The organism is Streptomyces sp. NPDC098789 (genome assembly GCF_044759975.1).
In the GTDB taxonomy this organism is placed as follows: domain Bacteria; phylum Actinomycetota; class Actinomycetes; order Streptomycetales; family Streptomycetaceae; genus Streptomyces.
The window spans coordinates 1-16,133 of the sequence record NZ_JBIWAJ010000021.1 but is presented as its reverse complement, the minus strand read 5'-3'; the positions used below and the strand labels follow the sequence as shown (position 1 = coordinate 16,133).

The window sequence follows — 16,133 nt, the reverse complement described above, 5'->3', positions numbered from 1 at the left end:
GTACCGCCCGTACCGCCCGCACCGTCCCCCTCCGCTCGCCCTCACACCTCAGGAGTTCGCCATGATCGTTCGTGACATCGAGTCCGTGAAGACCGTCGAGTGGGGCAACGGCCTGAGCCGCCGCTTCCTCCTGGCCGAGGACGGCCTCGGCTACACGCTGACCGACACGGTCGTGCTGGCCGGCACCAAGTCCCGCCTGGAGTACGTCAACCACCTGGAGGCGTGCTACTGCATCGCCGGCTCCGGCGAGGTCATCGAGCTCGACGGCACCTCGCACGAGATCGTCCCCGGCCGGATGTACGCGCTCGACCAGCACGACGCCCACTTCCTGGTCGCCAGCCCCGACGAGGACCTGCGCCTGGTCTGCGTCTTCTCGCCCGCCCTGCGCGGCAACGAGGTGCACAACCTCGACGCCCACAGCTCCTCGGCCTACTGAACCGCCCGCGGGCCGCCCGGGGACCACCTGTCCCCGACAGACCCGGGCGGCCCGGCACCCGCAGACACACCACTAGTCAAAGGGGTCCGTCGTGATCCGTTGGAATTCCGACCAGGCAGACCTGCGCGAGGGCCTGGAACGATGGGGAGACGCCCTCAGCGCGGACCACATCGAGCTCGACGAGAAGTCCGCCTTCTCGGACGACAAGTGGAAGCTCGTCCAGAAGACCGGGATCCTCTCGCTGCCCTTCGACGAGCAGTACGGCGGCCTCGGCCAGTCGGTCCTCACCACCATGTACGTGCTGGAGGGGCTCGGCGAGTACAACCGGGACTCCGGTCTCAGCTTCTCCGTCACCACCTCGATCTGCTCGACCGGAGTCCCCGTCCAGCAGTTCGGGACCCCCGAGCAGAAGGAGCGGTACCTGCCCCTGATCGCCTCGGGCGAGGCGATCGGCGCCCACGCCATCACCGAGGCCGAGGGCGGCTCGGACGCCATGGCGATGACCACGCGGGCGGTCCGGGACGGCGACGACTTCGTCATCAACGGCAGCAAGGTCTTCGTCAGCAACGGCCCCGTCGCGGACGTGATCGTGGTCTACGCCCGCACCCATCCGGACGGCGGACCGCTGGGCACCACCGCGTTCCTGGTGGACCGGAACACCCCCGGGATCACCGCGGGCAAACCGCTCAAGAAGATGGGGCTGCGGACCTCGCCGCTCTGCGAGCTCTTCTTCGACGACGTGCGCGTCCCCAGGACCGCGGTCCTCGGCCGGGTCGGCGGCGGGTTCATGGTCCTGGACCACGTCATGAAGCGGGAGATCCTCTACTCCTTCATCGTCAACGTCGGCGAGATGCAACACCGCCTCGACCGGTGCGTCGAATACGCGAAGACGCGCAGGTCGTTCGGCAAGTCGATCGGCTCGTACCAGTCGATCGCCAACAAGATCGTCGACACGAAGATCCAGCTGGAGACCGCCCGCAAGTGGCTCTACGACACGGGCGAGAAGCTGGAGGCGGGCGAGAACATCACCGTCGACCTCGCCATCTCCAAGCTCGTCACCAGCGAGAGCAACCTCGCCACCAGCCTCACCGCCGTGCAGGTCTTCGGCGGCCACGGCTACATGGCGGAGTACGGGCTGGAGATCGACGTGCGCAACGCCGTGGGCGGCACGATCTACTCCGGTACCAACGAGATCCAGTACAACCGCATCGCCTCCATGCTGGGACTCGGCAAATGACCACCGGGGCCGTCGCTCCCGCGGCCGCTCCCTCGGCCGCCACCCTGGCCCGGACCCTGCTCAAGGTCTGCGGAGCCACGGCGGCGGGGGACGTCGAGGCCGCGGCGGCCGCGGGAGCGGACTGCGTCGGGCTCTGGCACGGCGTACCCGGCGGCCCCCGCGAGCTGGACCGGGACGACTTCGCGGCCCTCGCGGCGCGGACCCGGGCGGCCGGCCTCCTGCCGGTCCTGGTCACCTTCCTGGCCGACACCGGGGAACTGACGGAGCTGACCCGCCGCACGGGGGTCGGCTGGATCCAGCTCCACGCCTACCAACCGCCCGCCGTCGTACGGGCGCTGCGCGACGCGCTCCCGGCGGAGGTCGGCATCGTCAAGGTGCTCCACGTGACCCCGGGCGGCGGCGGCTGCGTCGAGCGCCCGCTCATCGGGGCCTACGAACGCGCCGGGACGGACCTCTTCCTCCTCGACACCGCCACCGAGGACGGCCGGATCGGCTCCACCGGCCGCACCCTCGACCCGGCCGACGTACTGGCCCTGCTGCCCCGCCTCACCCGCCCGTTCCTGCTGGCCGGCGGCCTCGACCCGGCCAACCGGCCCGCCTACGACGAGGTCGTGCGCCACCCCGGCTTCCGCGGGATCGACGTGGACACCGCGGCCCGCGACCGGACCACCGGGTCCTTCGGGATCCCCGAGATCGCAGCCCTGGCCCGCGCCTGGCGCACCCCTCCCGGCCTCACCTCCTCCCCTTGACCTGGAGCTGTCGCGATGACGAAGCAGAACCGGACCGGCTTCCCCTTCCTAGAGGCCCTCCTCGACTCCCCGACCCCCGTGGTGATGGAGGTCAAGCGGCGCGACGCGCACGGCTACGACCTCCTCGGCGGCCGCACCCCGGCCGCGATCGTCGGCGCGTACGAGAGCGCGGGCGCTCCCTGCATCTCGGTGGTCACCGGCCGCTGGTTCGGCGGTTCGCCCGCCCTGCTGCGCGACGTCGCCGCGATGACCGACCTGCCGCTGCTCCAGAAGGACTTCATCACCCGCAAGGACCAGATCCGCGCGGCCAAGGAACTCGGCGCCTCCGCCGTCCTGTTGACGGCCGCGCTGCTGCCCGAGTCGAGCATGCGCACCCTGGTCACGGAGTGCCTGCTGGCCGGGCTCACCCCCTTCGTCGAGGTCACCACCGAGGCCGAGCTGGAGGGGATCCACCACCCCGAGGAATGCGTGATCGCGGTCAACAACAAGGACATCAAGACGCGCGAACGCGACGCCGGTGACCTGCACCGCAGCCTCGACCTGCTGCCCGCGGTCCGCGCGACGGGCACCCCGGCCCCGGTCAGCGCCAGCGGCATCAACGGCCCCGCGACCGCCGCCGAACTCCTGGACGCGGGCTTCGCCGGCCTCCTGGTCGGCACCTCCCTGCTGCGCACCCGCTCGCCGATCGGGTGGATGGACGCGGTGGTCGGCGCCCGCACAGACCTGGCCGTGCGATGAGCACGCGGGCGGCGGCCACGCTCACGGAGTACGGGCTCACGGGGGCGGGGATCCCGCTCTCCGCCCGGCTCGCGCTCCCCGCGAGCGGCGCGCCCCGCGCCACCGTCCTCGCCATCCACGGCCGCGGCATGCGGGCCGGGTACTGGGACTCCTTCGCCCCGCTCGCCACCCGCCTCGGCCACGCCGTCCTGGCCGTGGACCGCCCTGGCTACGGCGACTCGGCGCAGGACCTCCCCGAGGGGCAGAACCTGGCCGACCAGGCGGAGACCCTCCGGGCCGCCCTGAAGGAACACGCCCGCACGCACGACCTGGGCGCGGGGGTCTTCCTGCTCGGCCACTCCGACGGCGGCAAGGTCGCCCTGCACACGGCCGCCGGCGGCGCGGACGCACCGCCCCTGCTCGGCCTGGACGCCTCCGGCGTGGGGTACCACTACGACCCCGCGGCCCTGCACTTCCCGTCCACCCTGGGCGGCGGTGCCACCAAGCTCAACTGGGGCCCCCTCGGGCTCTACCCGCGCGGCACCTTCCAGGCGAGCCGCGCCCTGCTCGCGCCGACCCCGCCGCGCGAGTCGGCGGAAACGATGTGGTGGCCGCGCCAGTTCGAGGCCCTGGCCCCCGAGGTCCGCATACCGGTCCGCCTCACCTTCGCGCAGCACGAGGCCTGGTGGGACCTGTCCGAAGCCGCCCTGACGGCCATGACCGCCCGGCTGACCGCCGCCCCGAGGGTCACCGTCGACCACCTGGCCGCCGCGGGCCACAACATCAGCCTGGGCCACACGGCCACCGCCTACCACCTCCGTGTCCTGGCCTTCCTGGAGGAGTGCCTGCTGGGGTCGCGGTAGGGCCCGCCCGCGGTCCGCCCGCGCGCCGGGCGTGCCGTTTCTGCGGCGAATCGATGCCCCCGTACGGGTGGTCCGGCTCGGGGACGTCTTGTGGCCGCGGTCCGCGGCCCCTTACCGCTACCTGACGGGGCGGGCGTAGGGCCGGGTCATGACCTCCATGTTGTGGCCGTCGGGATCGGCGAAGTACGCGCCCCGACCGCCGAACAGCCGGTTGATCCGGCCCGGTTCGCCGTGGTGCGGGTCGGCGTAGTGGGTCACGCCGACCGCATCGAGGCGGGCGATCACATCGTCGAAGCGCTCCGCGGGCACGAGGAAGGCGTAGTGCTGCGGTTGGATCGGCTGGTCCCGCATCTCGTAGTAGTCGAGCGTGACGCCGTTGCCGAGGTCGACGGGGAGGAACGGCCCGAAGGGCGCTCCCACCGCCAACCCCAGGACCACGGCGAGGAACTCGGCCGACAACCGCCGGTCCCGGGCGTGGACGACGGTGTGGTCGAGCCGGACGACGTTCGTGCTCGGCGCGTGCGGGTGCTGCGGGTGCTGCGGTGCGTTCTGCATGTGCGGGGTTCTCTCCGGTCCGGGATCACTGGGCAGGGCTCAGGGGGACGCGGAGGGAACGGCGGCGCTCTGGCCCGCCCCGGGATCACTCCGGGGCCGGGACCCCAACTCGTACGTGGCCCAAGGCCGACCCGGCAGTCACCCGCCCGACTCTAACGGCGTTCCGGTCGGCCGAAAACCCGGTGCGCGGTGTCGGCCGGATGGCCAGACTCGCCCGTATGGCATCCGAGATCACACGCATCAATCCCGATGAGCTCCACCCGACCCCGGGGTACCACCACATCACAGTGGTGGAGGCGGGCCGAACGGCGTTCCTGGCCGGGCAGTGCCCTCTGGACCGTTCCGGTGCGCTGGTGGGTCCTGGTGACCTCGACGCGCAGATCGACCAGGTGGCGGCCAACGCCCTCGCCGCCCTGAGCGCGGTCGGCGCCCGGCCGGACCACGTCGTCCGCTCGGTGATCTACGTCGTGAGCGCCGAGGTCCCTGCCCTGGGCGCCGCCTGGCGCCGCCTCACCGAGTCCGCCATCGGCCCCGCCTTCACCACCGCGAGCACCCTGCTCGGCGTGACCCGACTCGGCTTCACCGGCCAACTGATCGAAGTGGACCTCACGGCTGCCCTGCCCGCGTGACCCCTAGAGCCCGGACGTGTCGAGCACGATCCCGAAGGGCTCGGGCAGCCGGACCGGGACTCCGAAGGGGTGCGGGCCGTCCGCGCGGGTGTAGCCGAGCGGGCCGGGCTCGGAGAACACGCTGACGCTCCGCTCTACCCGGTCGACGAGCAGGTACAGGGGAGCCCCGTACTCGGCGTACCGCTTGCGCTTGACGACCCGGTCGGTCTCGGCATTTGACTTGGAGGTCACCTCGACGACGAGCAGGGTCTGGTCCGGCACCAACGCCCCGCCGTTTTTGGTGAGTTCCAGTGGGACCACGGCGATGTCGGGCACGTACCAATTGGGCGACCCCGGCAGGTCGAGGTTCCCGGAACCGTCCAGGCAGTCGAGTTCGTCCACACGTCCCACGATCTGACGGCGCACGATCTTGACGGTCCGCTCGTGGTCCCAAGACGGCGACATGGTGTCGATGACCCCCTCGATGATCTCCGCGCGATCACCCTTGATGTGCTGGATGGCGAACTTCAGCGCCTGCTCCGGGTCGCCCACCAGGCTGTAGTCGGCAGCCCCCCCGCCGTTGCCGATCGGTGCTGTGCTCATGGCGCGGTACTCCTTTCCTCCGTCACAGCGAAGCTACAGCCCCCCCCGGAATCCGGGCCCCCGCACGGGCCTCACCATCACCCGAACGGTGCCGTCTACCCCCCTGGTGGTACGGCCGCGCCCACCTCGGGAGGAGAAGAGGATCAACCTCTCGTTGGGCGAGGTGGGAAGGCCCCCCGCCGTAGGTTCCTGTCCGTCAGAACACTTCGGGCAGACCTTCCAGGGGGAAACATGACACTCGCACGCAAGGTGACGATGGCCGTGGCAGCGGCCGGGCTGGTCATCGGGGCAGCGGGGGCAGCGCAGGCGTCGGGGGGAGCGGTCTCGGGCAAGACCGTCGGCGCGTGCGGCGAGGCCAGCGGGAACTACCAGTGGTTCCAGACCGGTAGTGCCGGCGGCTCCCCGCTCTACAAGACGCAGTGGACCCTCACCACGAAGGACAACTGCGCCGACGGGAAGGGCGTCGAGCTCCGGGTCAGCTACCGCTATTGGCAGAACGGCGCCTGGCGGGATGACCACATGGACCGCACGAAGAACCCGGTGCTCAAGTCGAAGGGCACCGGCGCCGACGTGAAGGACGTCACGATCTGGGTGTGCCTCAAGGGCGACGACAAGACCTGCGCGCCGGTCCGCTAGCCCCGCCCGCCAGCTCGCGACCGATGCCCCCCACCGCCCGGCGGCGGTGGGGGGCATCGGCCTGGTAGGGGACCGCGGTCAGGCCGCCACCACGCGGCTGACCAGTTGGTCGCGGATGCGGGAGGGGATGGCCGGGGCGAAGCGTTGGAGGTAGTGGTCCATGTGGAGGTCGTCGCCGACCAGGAACGGCAGGTCGAAGACCAGGAGCTTGCGGACGGCCAGGAGGGGGAGCGGGGAGCGCAGGGGGCGGAAGGACTCGTTGTAGAGGCCGGGCTCCTCGCAGACCGGGTGGAACTGGCCGATCATCAGGCCCTCCGCGACGAACTCGTCCTTCGCCTTGCGCTGGAGCTCGTCCAACTCCACCGAGTCCGTCGGGTCGAAGCCCGGCAGGACGAGGAGGATCGTGAGCAGCTCGCGGTCCTCGGCGGAGAGCCCCTCGGAGAGGGTGGCGTGCCGGGTGCGCAGGGAGTCCACCGCCGAGGCGAGGTCGTCGCAGTCCGCCGACGGCATCGCCAGGTGGAAGAGGTCCTTGCGCAGCGCGGGCGCGGTGTACGGACACACCGGGCCGGAGCGGCCCAGTTCGGGGTGGCTGGAGACCAGGAACTCCCGGCTCCACATGAGCACTTGCAGCAGCGGACCGATGTGCTCCGCCGGAACCTCGCCCCGGGCCACCTCGCCCGAGGTCCACGACAGGATCAGGTCGTCGCCCCTCATCGGGCCTCCCTCCACATCGGCCGCAGGGCGGGTCCGCCCCCGGGCAGGACGATCTCCGGGCCCACCCGCTCGAACCCGGCGCGCCGGCTCGCCGCCTCGCCGCCGGGCGAGCTGGCCTCCGTGTACAGGCCGACGCCCTCGGCGTCGGCCCGCGCCGCCAACCGGCCCACCAGGGCCGAGACCAGGCCGTCCCGCTGGCGGTCCGCGCGGACCCCGGCGAAGGCGACGTAGTAGTGCGGCGGGCCGTGCGGGTGGCGTGCGTCCTGGAGCGCCGCGATGGTGTGCAGCGCCGGGGCGTACGGACCCAGGGCCGCGGCGGCCTCCGCCAGCCGCTCCCCGTCCGCCTCGGCGTCCGGCGGCAGGAAGAGCAGGACGGCGTCGCCGTCCGGGCTGGTGAACACCCCGCCGTGGGCGGCGGACAGCTCGACGAACGCCCGGAAGAACCCGGGGAGGCGCTCCGCGCGCTCCTGCTCGTCGGGGACCATCCACCGGGTCAGGGCGTCCTGGTGGAAGGCGACGGCGAGGAGGGTGGAGAGGTGTGTGACCGCCGCGCGCCCCATGGGGATCGGCGCGACGGGGGCTAAGGAAGGCTCGGGCGACAGGGACGTGGACGTGGACGTGGTCATGGTCGGGTCCTCCGGTCAGAAGGTGGCGCGGCCGTGCGCGGCCAGGGCCGACACGCGGGCGTGCAGGGTCGGGAGGTAGAGCTCGGACTCGGGCTTGATCAGGACGCTGCGCACGATGCGCGCCGCGTCCGCGTCGCGGACCGCGCCCGGGTGGCGCCGTACGAAGGCGTCGGCGTCGGCGCGCAGCACGCTCAGGAAGACCGGGTCGGCCTCCGCCGTCATGCCGTCGCGCAGCAGCCGGTCCGAGGCGGCGTCGATCGCGGACAGCGATCGGTCCGCCGTCGCCGGGAAGTAGGTGACGATGTCGAGGTCGGGGCGCTGGTACAGCTCCAGGTCCGCCGAGTCGGCGATCAGGTCGGCCCAGCGCAGCGCGGCCCGCCGGTTCGCGGCGAGGATCGAGCCGAAGCCGTCCGGGGTCAGCGGGAGCAGCTCCAGGGTCAGCCACAGTGCGGACGCCGCGGCGCCCGCCCGCGAGCACTCCAGGCTGATCTCGCCGAGGTGCAGGTCGGCGTCGGTGAAGTAGGTGTACGGGGAGTCGTGGGCGAAGTGCCGTCCGGCGCGCGGGTCCGGGAAGAGCACCGCCCCGCAGCCGTAGGGCTGGAGCCCGTGCTTGTGCGGGTCCACGACCACCGAGTCGCAGTCGGCGATGGCCCGCCAGGGCCGCGGGTCGAAGCCCTCGGCCCCGGCCCGGCCCAGGATCGCGTAGAAGCCGCCGTACGCCGCGTCCACGTGGACGCGCACCCCGTACCGGCGGGCGATCGCGACCACCTCGTGGACCGGGTCCACGGTGCCCAGCCCGGTGGTCCCGGTGGTGACGACGACCGTGCCGATCCGCCCGGTGCGCAGAGCGTCCTCCAGCGCGTCCAGGTCGATCCGGCCGTGCCCGTCGACCGGGATCCGGTGGCCCTCGACGCCCAGGACGTGGCACATCCGCTCGTGGGTGTAGTGGCATTCGCTGCTGTACGCGATCCCGCGGTCCGGGTGGAGCTGGCGGGCCACGTACAGCGCTTCGAGGTTCGCCATGGTGCCGCTGGTGGTCAGGTGCCCGACGTGCGCGTCGAAGCCGAACATGGCGGCGAGGGAGGCGACGGCCTCGCGCTCCATCTCGGTCGTCGCGGGCCCGCCCTCGGCGGCGTGGTTGTTGGGGTTGAACAGCATCGCGGTCAGGTAGCCGACGACGGCCGCCGGGTGCGGGGGCTTGACCATCTGTCCGGCGTAACGCGGGTGGAAGAACGGATAGTTGTGGTCCATCCGCTTGGCGAGCCGCTCGAAGGCCCCGTCGAAGGCGTCCGGGTCGACGCGGTGCGCGTCGTGCGTCTCGTACGGTCCGAACTGGCCGCCCCACCGCTCGGCGACCCCGAGCGCGCGCGGCAGCCAGTCGCGCAGATCGTGCAGGTCGTTCAGGTCCACGGTGAGCCTCCCCCGATGGCCGCGCTCTGCGGCACGAGTGGTGCGTACGCGGTCCGACGTACGCACGAGCAGATATACGGAGCCCACGCAAGCCCCGCGCAACGCCGGACGGCCGCACACCACCTGGGCTCCAGCGATGTGCGAGAGGCGTCTGGTGCACTCGCCGCGCGACACCCGTGCCGAAGCCGTGTGCGACACCCGCGCACGGCTGCGGGAGCCGTTCCCGCCCACCCCATTCCAGGAGGACATCGCATGGTCACCAGACGCAGCGTGCTCGGCGGCGCCCTGGCCGCGGCCGGTGCCGGACTGATCACCGGCGGCGCGCTGACGCCGATGCTCGACGCCCGTACCGCCCAAGCCGCCGACACGGCGCCGGGCGTGGCGCCCAGACCGGTCGCGGTGCCGGTGCCGCCGCCCTTCTCGGTGCGGATGCCGATCCTGCCGGTGCTGACCCCGGTCTCGACCTCGGGCGGGCAGGACACCTACGCCGTCACGATCAAGGAGGTGTCACGGGAGATCCTGCCCGGCGGGATGGCCAAGGTCCTGACGTACGACGGCTGCTTCCCCGGACCGGTGCTGCGCGCGCGCAGCGGCCGCAAGGTGGTGGTCCGCCACCGCAACACGCTCGGCATGCCGGTCGCCGTCCACCTGCACGGCGGATCGGTCACCCAGGACAACGACGGCTCCCCGATGGACACCTTCGCGCCCGGCACCTCGCGCACGTACACCTACCCGAACCAGCAGCCGGGCGCCCCGCTCTGGTTCCACGACCACGCCCACCACATGGAGTCGGAGCACGTCTACCGCGGCCTGTCCGGCTCCTACCTGCTCTCGGACGAGACGGAACGCGCACTGCCGCTGCCGTCGGGTCAGTACGAGATACCCATCGCGCTGCGGGACGCGCACTTCGACGAGTACGGCCAGCTCGTCTACGTCATGGACGACGCCTTCGGCCGCACCACCATCCTCGCCAACGGCCGCCCGAGCCCGTACGTCGAGGTCGCGGCCCGCAAGTACCGCTTCCGGCTGCTGAACTCCTCCAACATGCGCTTCTTCCAACTGGGGCTGTCGGACGGCGGCCAGATGATCCAGATCGGCTCCGACGGCGGGCTGCTGGAACACCCCTTCCCGACCGACACCATCGGGCTCTCCCCGGCGGAGCGCGCGGACGTGGTCATCGACTTCTCCCGCTACCCGGTCGGCACGAAGATCGTCCTGGAGAACACCCTGGGCCCGGGCACCCCCGACCAGGTCGGCAAGGTGCTGCGCTTCGACGTCGTGCGCACGGCCGGCGACCAGAGCCGGGTGCCGGACACCCTGCGCACGCTGCCCGCGGTGGCGGCGCTGCCGAAGCCCGCGGTGCGGCGCAACATCGTGCTCAGCATGGACGAGGACGGGCGCCAGGAACCGCGGGGGTTCATGGACGGCCAGGCCTACGACCCGAACCGCATCGACCAGACGGTCGCCTACGGCACCTCGGAGGTCTGGACGGTCACCAACGCCAACAAGCTGATCCCGCACAACTTCCACATGCACCTGGTCCAGTTCCGGGTGCTGGAGCGCAACGGCGCCCCGGCCGGACCGGCGGAGGCGGGGCTGAAGGACACCGTCCGGCTGTTCCCGGGGGAGACCGTCACACTCCACGCGACCTTCGCCTCGTACCGGGGGACGTACGTCTACCACTGCCACCTGCTGGACCACTCGGCCATGGGGATGATGGCCAACTTCCGCGTGCGGTAGGTCCTTTCGTTCGGGCCGCCGCGGCCGCAGCCCGACTCGACGCGCACTCAAGGGCCGGACGAGCACGGGCCGCGAGAGTGACGAGCACAGACCATGTCCAGCCGTGTCCCCCATGACTTCGCATGCGTCCGTACGTTCTCGCAAGGAGATCACCATGACCACCTCGCTCACGTTCCTCACACCCCACGACGGCGTACGCATCGTCCTGGACGAGGTGCGCGCAGTCTGGGCGACCCTCCTCAAGATCACCGACCCTCCGTTGGAAGCCAACTTCTTCGAGCTGGGCGGCGATTCACTGGCCGCCCACCACATGCTCCGCCAGCTCTCCCGCACCTACGGCGTCGAGCTCCGGCTGCGCCAGATCTACGAGACCCCCACGATCGCGACCCTGGCCGCGGCCGTGACCACCCGGATCGAGCAGCGGGGCCAAGGGCCGGGGGACGGGTCGGGTCACGAGTGAGCGCCGGGGCGGGGGCGGGGGCGCGGGTCGTGCGCGGGGACCGGGTCACCGGCACCGGCACCGGCAGGATCCGGCCATGCGGCCCCCGCCTCGCCCCGCGCCGCCCGGACCCGTCCTCAAGCGCACTTCCGGTGGCTCTCCGGCGCCGGGGAGGAGGGTCGGGGCCACAGGTCAGGGAGGCTGAGCCGATGTCGGGTGAGCGAGTGCACCGCGCGTCGTACGAGATCGACGTGTCCGCGCCGGCCGGGGTGGTCTACGGGCTGATCGCGGACACCACGCAGTGGCCGTTGATCGCCGCGTCGAGCATCCATGTCGAACGGCTCGATTTCGACGGCGTGCTCGACCGGTTCAGGATGTGGTTCACCGCCAACGGGAGCATCAGGTCCGCGCTCTCGCACCGCACCCTGGACAGCGCGCGCACGCGCATCGACTTCCTCCAGGAACTCCCCGCCGCACCCGCGGTCACCATGGCCGGGACCTGGACGGTCGAACCCCGCGGCACCGGGCGCAGCCGGCTGCGCCTGGAGCACGAGTTCACCGTGGCCGCCGGCCCGCCGGGGGACGTCGCGTGGCTGCTCCTCGCGACCGACACCAACAGCCGGGCCGAGCTGGAACAGCTCAAGGAGAACGCCGAGCGGTGGCGCGAAATCGACGGACTGATGCTCGGCTTCGAGGACTCCGTCCGGGTGCACGGCCCGGCCGAGCTGGTCTACGACTACCTCTACGGGGTGGCCGACTGGCCCGGCCGGGTCCCGCACGTCACCCGCGCGGAGGTCCGCGAGGACGTCCCGGGGGTGCAGCGCGTGCGGATGGAGACCCTGGCCGAGGGCGGCGGTCCGCCGCGGGAGACCGAGTCCGTACGGATCTGCTTCCCGCACGCCGCCCGCATCGTCCACAAGCAGACGAGGACACCGCCGCTGATCGAGGCGCACACCGGGGAGTGGTCCGTGCTGCCCGACGAAACGGGCGTGACGGCGATCGCGCACCACAGCGTGCTGCTGCGCGCGTCCGACGTCGAGCAGGTGCTCGGGCCGGGGACCGATCTGTCCCTGGCGCGTGCGCACGTGCGCGCGATGCTCGGCCGCGAGAGCACGGCCGTCCTCGAACTGGCCAAGCGGCACGCCGAGTCCGCGATCCGCACCCTCTGAGACCCGGTCGGGTCGATATTTTCCTGACGCCCCGTCAGATTCTGATGTCACGAACGTGTCAGGGGTATCCGGGCGCGGCTCGCTCCCCCTTCTCCCATGGCACAAGATCGATCGGGGACATCTCTTTGCCGACCCGCCGACCCGCCGACCCGCCGACCCGTCGATCGACCGTCTCCGACCTCGACCTCCCACACTCGACCTCCCGCACTTGACCTCTTGACCTCCCGCACACGATCGTCCGTACCCGACCATCCACCAGGAGTGACATGTCCCGCCGTCTGTTCACCTCGGAGTCCGTCACCGAGGGCCACCCCGACAAGATCGCCGACCAGATCAGCGACGCGATCCTCGACGCCCTGCTCACGGAGGACCCCACCTCCCGCGTGGCCGTCGAGACGCTGATCACCACGGGCCTGGTCCACATAGCCGGTGAAGTGACGACCCAGGCGTACGCGCCGATCGCGGCCATCGTCCGCGCGAAGATCCTGGAGATCGGCTACGACTCCTCCGGCAAGGGCTTCGACGGTGCCTCCTGCGGCGTCTCGATCTCCATCGGCGCGCAGTCCCCGGACATCGCGCAGGGCGTGGACACGGCGTACGAGAGCCGGGTCGAGGGTGCCGGAACGGACGGCGAGGACGACGAGCTGGACAAGCAGGGCGCGGGCGACCAGGGCCTCATGTTCGGCTACGCCTGCGACGAGACCCCCGAGCTGATGCCGCTCCCGATCCACCTCGCCCACAAGCTCTCGCGGCGCCTGTCCGAGGTCCGCAAGAACGGCGCGATCCCCTACCTGCGCCCCGACGGCAAGACCCAGGTCACCATCGAGTACGACGGCGACAAGGCCGTCCGGCTCGACACCGTCGTCGTCTCCACCCAGCACGCCGCCGACATCGACCTCGACGCGCTGCTCACCCCCGACATCCGCGGGATCGTCGTCGAGCACGTCCTGGGGCAGCTGGCGGAGGACGGCATCAAGCTGGAGACCGAGGGCTACCGGCTGCTGGTCAACCCGACCGGACGCTTCGAGATCGGCGGCCCGATGGGCGACGCCGGCCTCACCGGCCGCAAGATCATCATCGACACCTACGGCGGCATGGCCCGTCACGGTGGCGGCGCCTTCTCCGGCAAGGACCCGTCCAAGGTCGACCGCAGCGCCGCCTACGCGATGCGCTGGGTCGCGAAGAACGTCGTCGCCGCCGGTCTCGCGACCCGCTGCGAGGTCCAGGTCGCCTACGCGATCGGCAAGGCCGAGCCCGTCGGCCTCTTCGTCGAGACCTTCGGCACCCACACCGTGCCCACCGACCGCATCGAGGAGGCCATCTCCACGGTCTTCGACCTGCGCCCGGCCGCGATCATCCGCGACCTCGACCTGCTGCGCCCGATCTACGCGCAGACCGCCGCCTACGGCCACTTCGGCCGCGAACTCCCCGACTTCACCTGGGAGCGCACCGACCGCGCCGAAGCGCTGAAGGCCGCCGCCGGCGCCTGAGCACGGGCCTCTGGCCCATCCTGTCCCTCCCCCTCCGCCCCGCCGACATCGAGATCAGCTCACAGGAGTCCACGTGCGTATCGCGGTGACCGGATCCATCGCCACAGATCACCTCATGGCCTTCCCGGGCCGGTTCGTCGACCAGCTGCTCCCCGACCAGCTGGAACACGTCTCGTTGTCCTTCCTCGTCGACACGCTGGAGGTCCGGCGGGGCGGAGTGGCGGCCAACATCTCCTACGGGCTCGGCGGACTGGGCCTCGGCCCGCTCCTCGCGGGCGCCGTCGGAGCCGACTTCGCCGAGTACGAGGTCTGGCTCAAGGAGCACGGAGTCGACACCGGCGCGGTGTACGTCTCCGACGACCGCCAGACCGCCCGCTTCATGTGCATGACCGACCAGGATTCCAACCAGATCGCCTCGTTCTACGCGGGCGCCATGGCCGAGGCCGACCGGATCGACCTGCACCCCCTGCACGCCCAGGCCCCCCTCGACCTGGTCCTCGTCTCCCCGAACGACCCGACGGCGATGGTCCACCACACCGACCAGGCCCGAGCCCTGGGCATCCCCTTCGCCGCCGACCCCTCCCAGCAGCTCGCCCGGCTCTCCGGCTCGCAGGTGCGCACCCTGGTGGACGGCGCGGCCTGGCTGTTCACCAACGAGTACGAGTCCGCCCTGCTGCGCGAACGCGCCGAGTGGAGCCACACCGACGTCCTCGACCGGGTCGGCACCTGGGTCACCACCCTGGGCGCCCAGGGCGTGCGCATCGACCGCAAGGGCGACCCGACGATCACGGTGCGCGCCGTCCCCGGCATCACCCCCGAGGACCCCACCGGCGTCGGCGACGCCTTCCGCTCCGGCTTCCTGGCCGCGGTCAGCTGGCAGCTGCCGCTGGAGACCGCGGCGCAGCTGGGCTGTGCGATGTCGGCCCTCGCCCTCGCCGCCGTGGGCTCGCAGTCGTACGAGATCCACCCCGCGGCCCTCCTCGCCACCGTCCGCGCGGTGTACGGGGACCGCTCCGCCGAGCTGCTCGCACCGCGACTGGGACGGCTGACATGACGACGACCGACGCGCAGGAACGGGCGAACGCCCTCCGGCAGGCGCTGGCCACCCGCGTCGTGGTCGCGGACGGCGCGATGGGGACGATGCTCCAGGAGCAGGACCCGTCGCTGGAGGACTTCGAACAGCTGGAGGGCTGCAACGAGGTCCTGAACGCGACGCGCCCCGACATCGTGCGCTCGGTGCACGAGGCCTACTTCGCGGTGGGCGTGGACTGCGTGGAGACGAACACCTTCGGTGCGAACCACGCCGCCCTGGTGGAGTACGACATCCCGGACCGCAATTTCGAGCTCTCGGAGGCGGGTGCGCGGATCGCGCGCGAGGTCGCGGACGAGTTCACGGCCTCGACGGGGCAGCAGCGCTGGGTGCTGGGGTCCATGGGACCGGGCACCAAGCTGCCGACCCTCGGTCACATCCGCTACTCCATCATCCGGGACGCCTACCAGGTCAATGCGGAGGGTCTGCTGAGCGGTGGCGCGGACGCGTTGTTGGTGGAGACGACGCAGGACCTGCTCCAGACGAAGTCCTCGATCATCGGTGCGCGGCGGGCGATGGACGCGCTCGGCATCTCGGTTCCGTTGATCTGTTCGGTGACGGTGGAGACGACCGGGACGATGCTGCTGGGCAGTGAGATCGGCGCCGCGCTGACCTCGCTGGAGCCGCTGGGCATCGACATGATCGGGTTGAACTGCGCGACGGGTCCGGCGGAGATGAGCGAGCACCTGCGCTATCTCGCCCGCAACTCGCGCATCCCGATCTCCTGCATGCCCAACGCCGGCCTGCCCGTCCTGACCAAGGACGGCGCCCACTACCCGCTGTCGGCCGCGGAGCTGGCGGACGCGCAGGAATCGTTCGTCCGCGAATACGGCCTTTCGCTCGTCGGTGGCTGCTGCGGTACGACGCCCGAGCACCTGCGCCAGGTCGTCGAGCGGGTCCGCGGCGCGGCCGTCATCGGGCGGGCACCCGCCCCCGAGCCGGGTGCCTCGTCCCTCTACCAGACGGTTCCGTTCCGTCAGGACCTGGCGTTCATGGCGATCGGTGAGCGGACGAACGCGAACGGGTCGAAGAAGTTCCGGGACGCGATGTT

Annotated in this window: 18 protein-coding genes; 13 read left to right on the top strand and 5 right to left on the bottom strand. The window is 71.6% G+C overall.

Annotation, left to right across the window (positions count from 1 at the left end):
* The first annotated feature begins 61 nt into the window (after positions 1 to 61).
* From ACIQWR_RS32715 to ACIQWR_RS32695, 5 genes are all read left to right on the top strand, one after another.
* Positions 62 to 436 carry an ectoine synthase gene (locus ACIQWR_RS32715; RefSeq protein ID WP_330335463.1) on the top strand — a complete coding sequence of 125 codons (375 nt, stop codon included), beginning with the start codon at positions 62 to 64 and terminating at the stop codon, positions 434 to 436.
* A gap of 91 nt (positions 437 to 527) precedes the next feature.
* Positions 528 to 1,673, top strand: a complete 1,146-nt coding sequence (locus tag ACIQWR_RS32710) for an acyl-CoA dehydrogenase family protein (protein ID WP_404017105.1) — start codon at positions 528 to 530, stop codon at positions 1,671 to 1,673.
* Positions 1,670 to 2,422: an N-(5'-phosphoribosyl)anthranilate isomerase gene (locus ACIQWR_RS32705; RefSeq protein WP_404017102.1), complete on the top strand. Its 753-nt coding sequence runs from the start codon at positions 1,670 to 1,672 to the stop codon at positions 2,420 to 2,422. Before ACIQWR_RS32710 ends, ACIQWR_RS32705 begins: the two co-directional genes overlap by 4 nt.
* A 15-nt stretch (positions 2,423 to 2,437) precedes the next feature.
* Complete coding sequence (locus ACIQWR_RS32700) at positions 2,438 to 3,160, top strand: indole-3-glycerol-phosphate synthase (protein WP_404017100.1); 723 nt, start codon at positions 2,438 to 2,440, stop codon at positions 3,158 to 3,160.
* Positions 3,157 to 4,002 (top strand): alpha/beta hydrolase, encoded by an 846-nt coding sequence (locus tag ACIQWR_RS32695; RefSeq protein ID WP_404017098.1) that lies wholly within the window; start codon positions 3,157 to 3,159, stop codon positions 4,000 to 4,002. Before ACIQWR_RS32700 ends, ACIQWR_RS32695 begins: the two co-directional genes overlap by 4 nt.
* 117 nt (positions 4,003 to 4,119) lie before the next feature.
* On the opposite strand, the gene ACIQWR_RS32690 is transcribed toward ACIQWR_RS32695, so the two are convergent.
* On the bottom strand, positions 4,120 to 4,557 hold the full coding sequence (locus ACIQWR_RS32690; RefSeq protein WP_404017096.1) for a VOC family protein: 438 nt from the start codon (positions 4,555 to 4,557) through the stop codon (positions 4,120 to 4,122).
* Between the two features lie 218 nt (positions 4,558 to 4,775).
* Here ACIQWR_RS32690 and ACIQWR_RS32685 point away from each other — a divergent pair, with 218 nt between their 5' ends.
* Entirely contained in the window at positions 4,776 to 5,186 is a 411-nt protein-coding gene (locus tag ACIQWR_RS32685) for a RidA family protein (RefSeq protein ID WP_404017094.1), read from the top strand.
* Between the two features lie 3 nt (positions 5,187 to 5,189).
* On the opposite strand, the gene ACIQWR_RS32680 is transcribed toward ACIQWR_RS32685, so the two are convergent.
* The gene (locus ACIQWR_RS32680) at positions 5,190 to 5,768 is read right to left on the bottom strand and encodes a Uma2 family endonuclease (protein WP_404017092.1); all 579 of its coding nucleotides are present in this window, start codon (positions 5,766 to 5,768) and stop codon (positions 5,190 to 5,192) included.
* A 231-nt stretch (positions 5,769 to 5,999) separates the two neighbouring features.
* Between ACIQWR_RS32680 and ACIQWR_RS32675 the strand changes: the two genes are divergently transcribed.
* Positions 6,000 to 6,404 carry a hypothetical protein gene (locus ACIQWR_RS32675; protein ID WP_404017090.1) on the top strand — a complete coding sequence of 135 codons (405 nt, stop codon included), beginning with the start codon at positions 6,000 to 6,002 and terminating at the stop codon, positions 6,402 to 6,404.
* A 78-nt stretch (positions 6,405 to 6,482) separates the two neighbouring features.
* Here the strand turns inward: ACIQWR_RS32675 and ACIQWR_RS32670 are convergent, their stop codons facing one another.
* Genes ACIQWR_RS32670 through ACIQWR_RS32660 form a run of 3 tightly spaced genes read right to left on the bottom strand, consistent with a single transcriptional unit; the run spans position 6,483 to position 9,154 of the window.
* Entirely contained in the window at positions 6,483 to 7,118 is a 636-nt protein-coding gene (locus ACIQWR_RS32670; RefSeq protein ID WP_399268063.1) for a DUF6875 domain-containing protein, read from the bottom strand.
* Complete coding sequence (locus ACIQWR_RS32665; RefSeq protein WP_404017088.1) at positions 7,115 to 7,744, bottom strand: hypothetical protein; 630 nt, start codon at positions 7,742 to 7,744, stop codon at positions 7,115 to 7,117. The genes ACIQWR_RS32670 and ACIQWR_RS32665 overlap by 4 nt, the downstream gene beginning before the upstream one ends.
* A 15-nt stretch (positions 7,745 to 7,759) precedes the next feature.
* A complete protein-coding gene (locus tag ACIQWR_RS32660; protein WP_404017086.1) occupies positions 7,760 to 9,154 on the bottom strand; it encodes a pyridoxal phosphate-dependent decarboxylase family protein in 1,395 nt (464 codons plus the stop codon).
* Positions 9,155 to 9,406: 252 nt separating this feature from the next.
* Between ACIQWR_RS32660 and ACIQWR_RS32655 the strand changes: the two genes are divergently transcribed.
* The 6 genes from ACIQWR_RS32655 to ACIQWR_RS32630 all read left to right on the top strand — a co-directional run.
* Positions 9,407 to 10,894: a multicopper oxidase family protein gene (locus tag ACIQWR_RS32655; protein WP_404017084.1), complete on the top strand. Its 1,488-nt coding sequence runs from the start codon at positions 9,407 to 9,409 to the stop codon at positions 10,892 to 10,894.
* A 154-nt stretch (positions 10,895 to 11,048) separates the two neighbouring features.
* A complete protein-coding gene (locus tag ACIQWR_RS32650; protein WP_404017081.1) occupies positions 11,049 to 11,354 on the top strand; it encodes an acyl carrier protein in 306 nt (101 codons plus the stop codon).
* Between the two features lie 188 nt (positions 11,355 to 11,542).
* Positions 11,543 to 12,502, top strand: coding sequence for an aromatase/cyclase (locus ACIQWR_RS32645; RefSeq protein WP_404017078.1), 960 nt, complete (start codon positions 11,543 to 11,545; stop codon positions 12,500 to 12,502).
* A gap of 266 nt (positions 12,503 to 12,768) precedes the next feature.
* On the top strand, positions 12,769 to 13,992 hold the full coding sequence (gene metK, locus ACIQWR_RS32640; RefSeq protein ID WP_404017075.1) for a methionine adenosyltransferase: 1,224 nt from the start codon (positions 12,769 to 12,771) through the stop codon (positions 13,990 to 13,992).
* A gap of 73 nt (positions 13,993 to 14,065) precedes the next feature.
* A complete protein-coding gene (locus ACIQWR_RS32635; protein WP_404017073.1) occupies positions 14,066 to 15,046 on the top strand; it encodes a carbohydrate kinase family protein in 981 nt (326 codons plus the stop codon).
* Positions 15,043 to 16,133 (top strand): homocysteine S-methyltransferase family protein (locus ACIQWR_RS32630; RefSeq protein WP_404017071.1); only part of this gene is annotated, 1,091 nt, incomplete at its 3' end. The genes ACIQWR_RS32635 and ACIQWR_RS32630, both read left to right, overlap by 4 nt.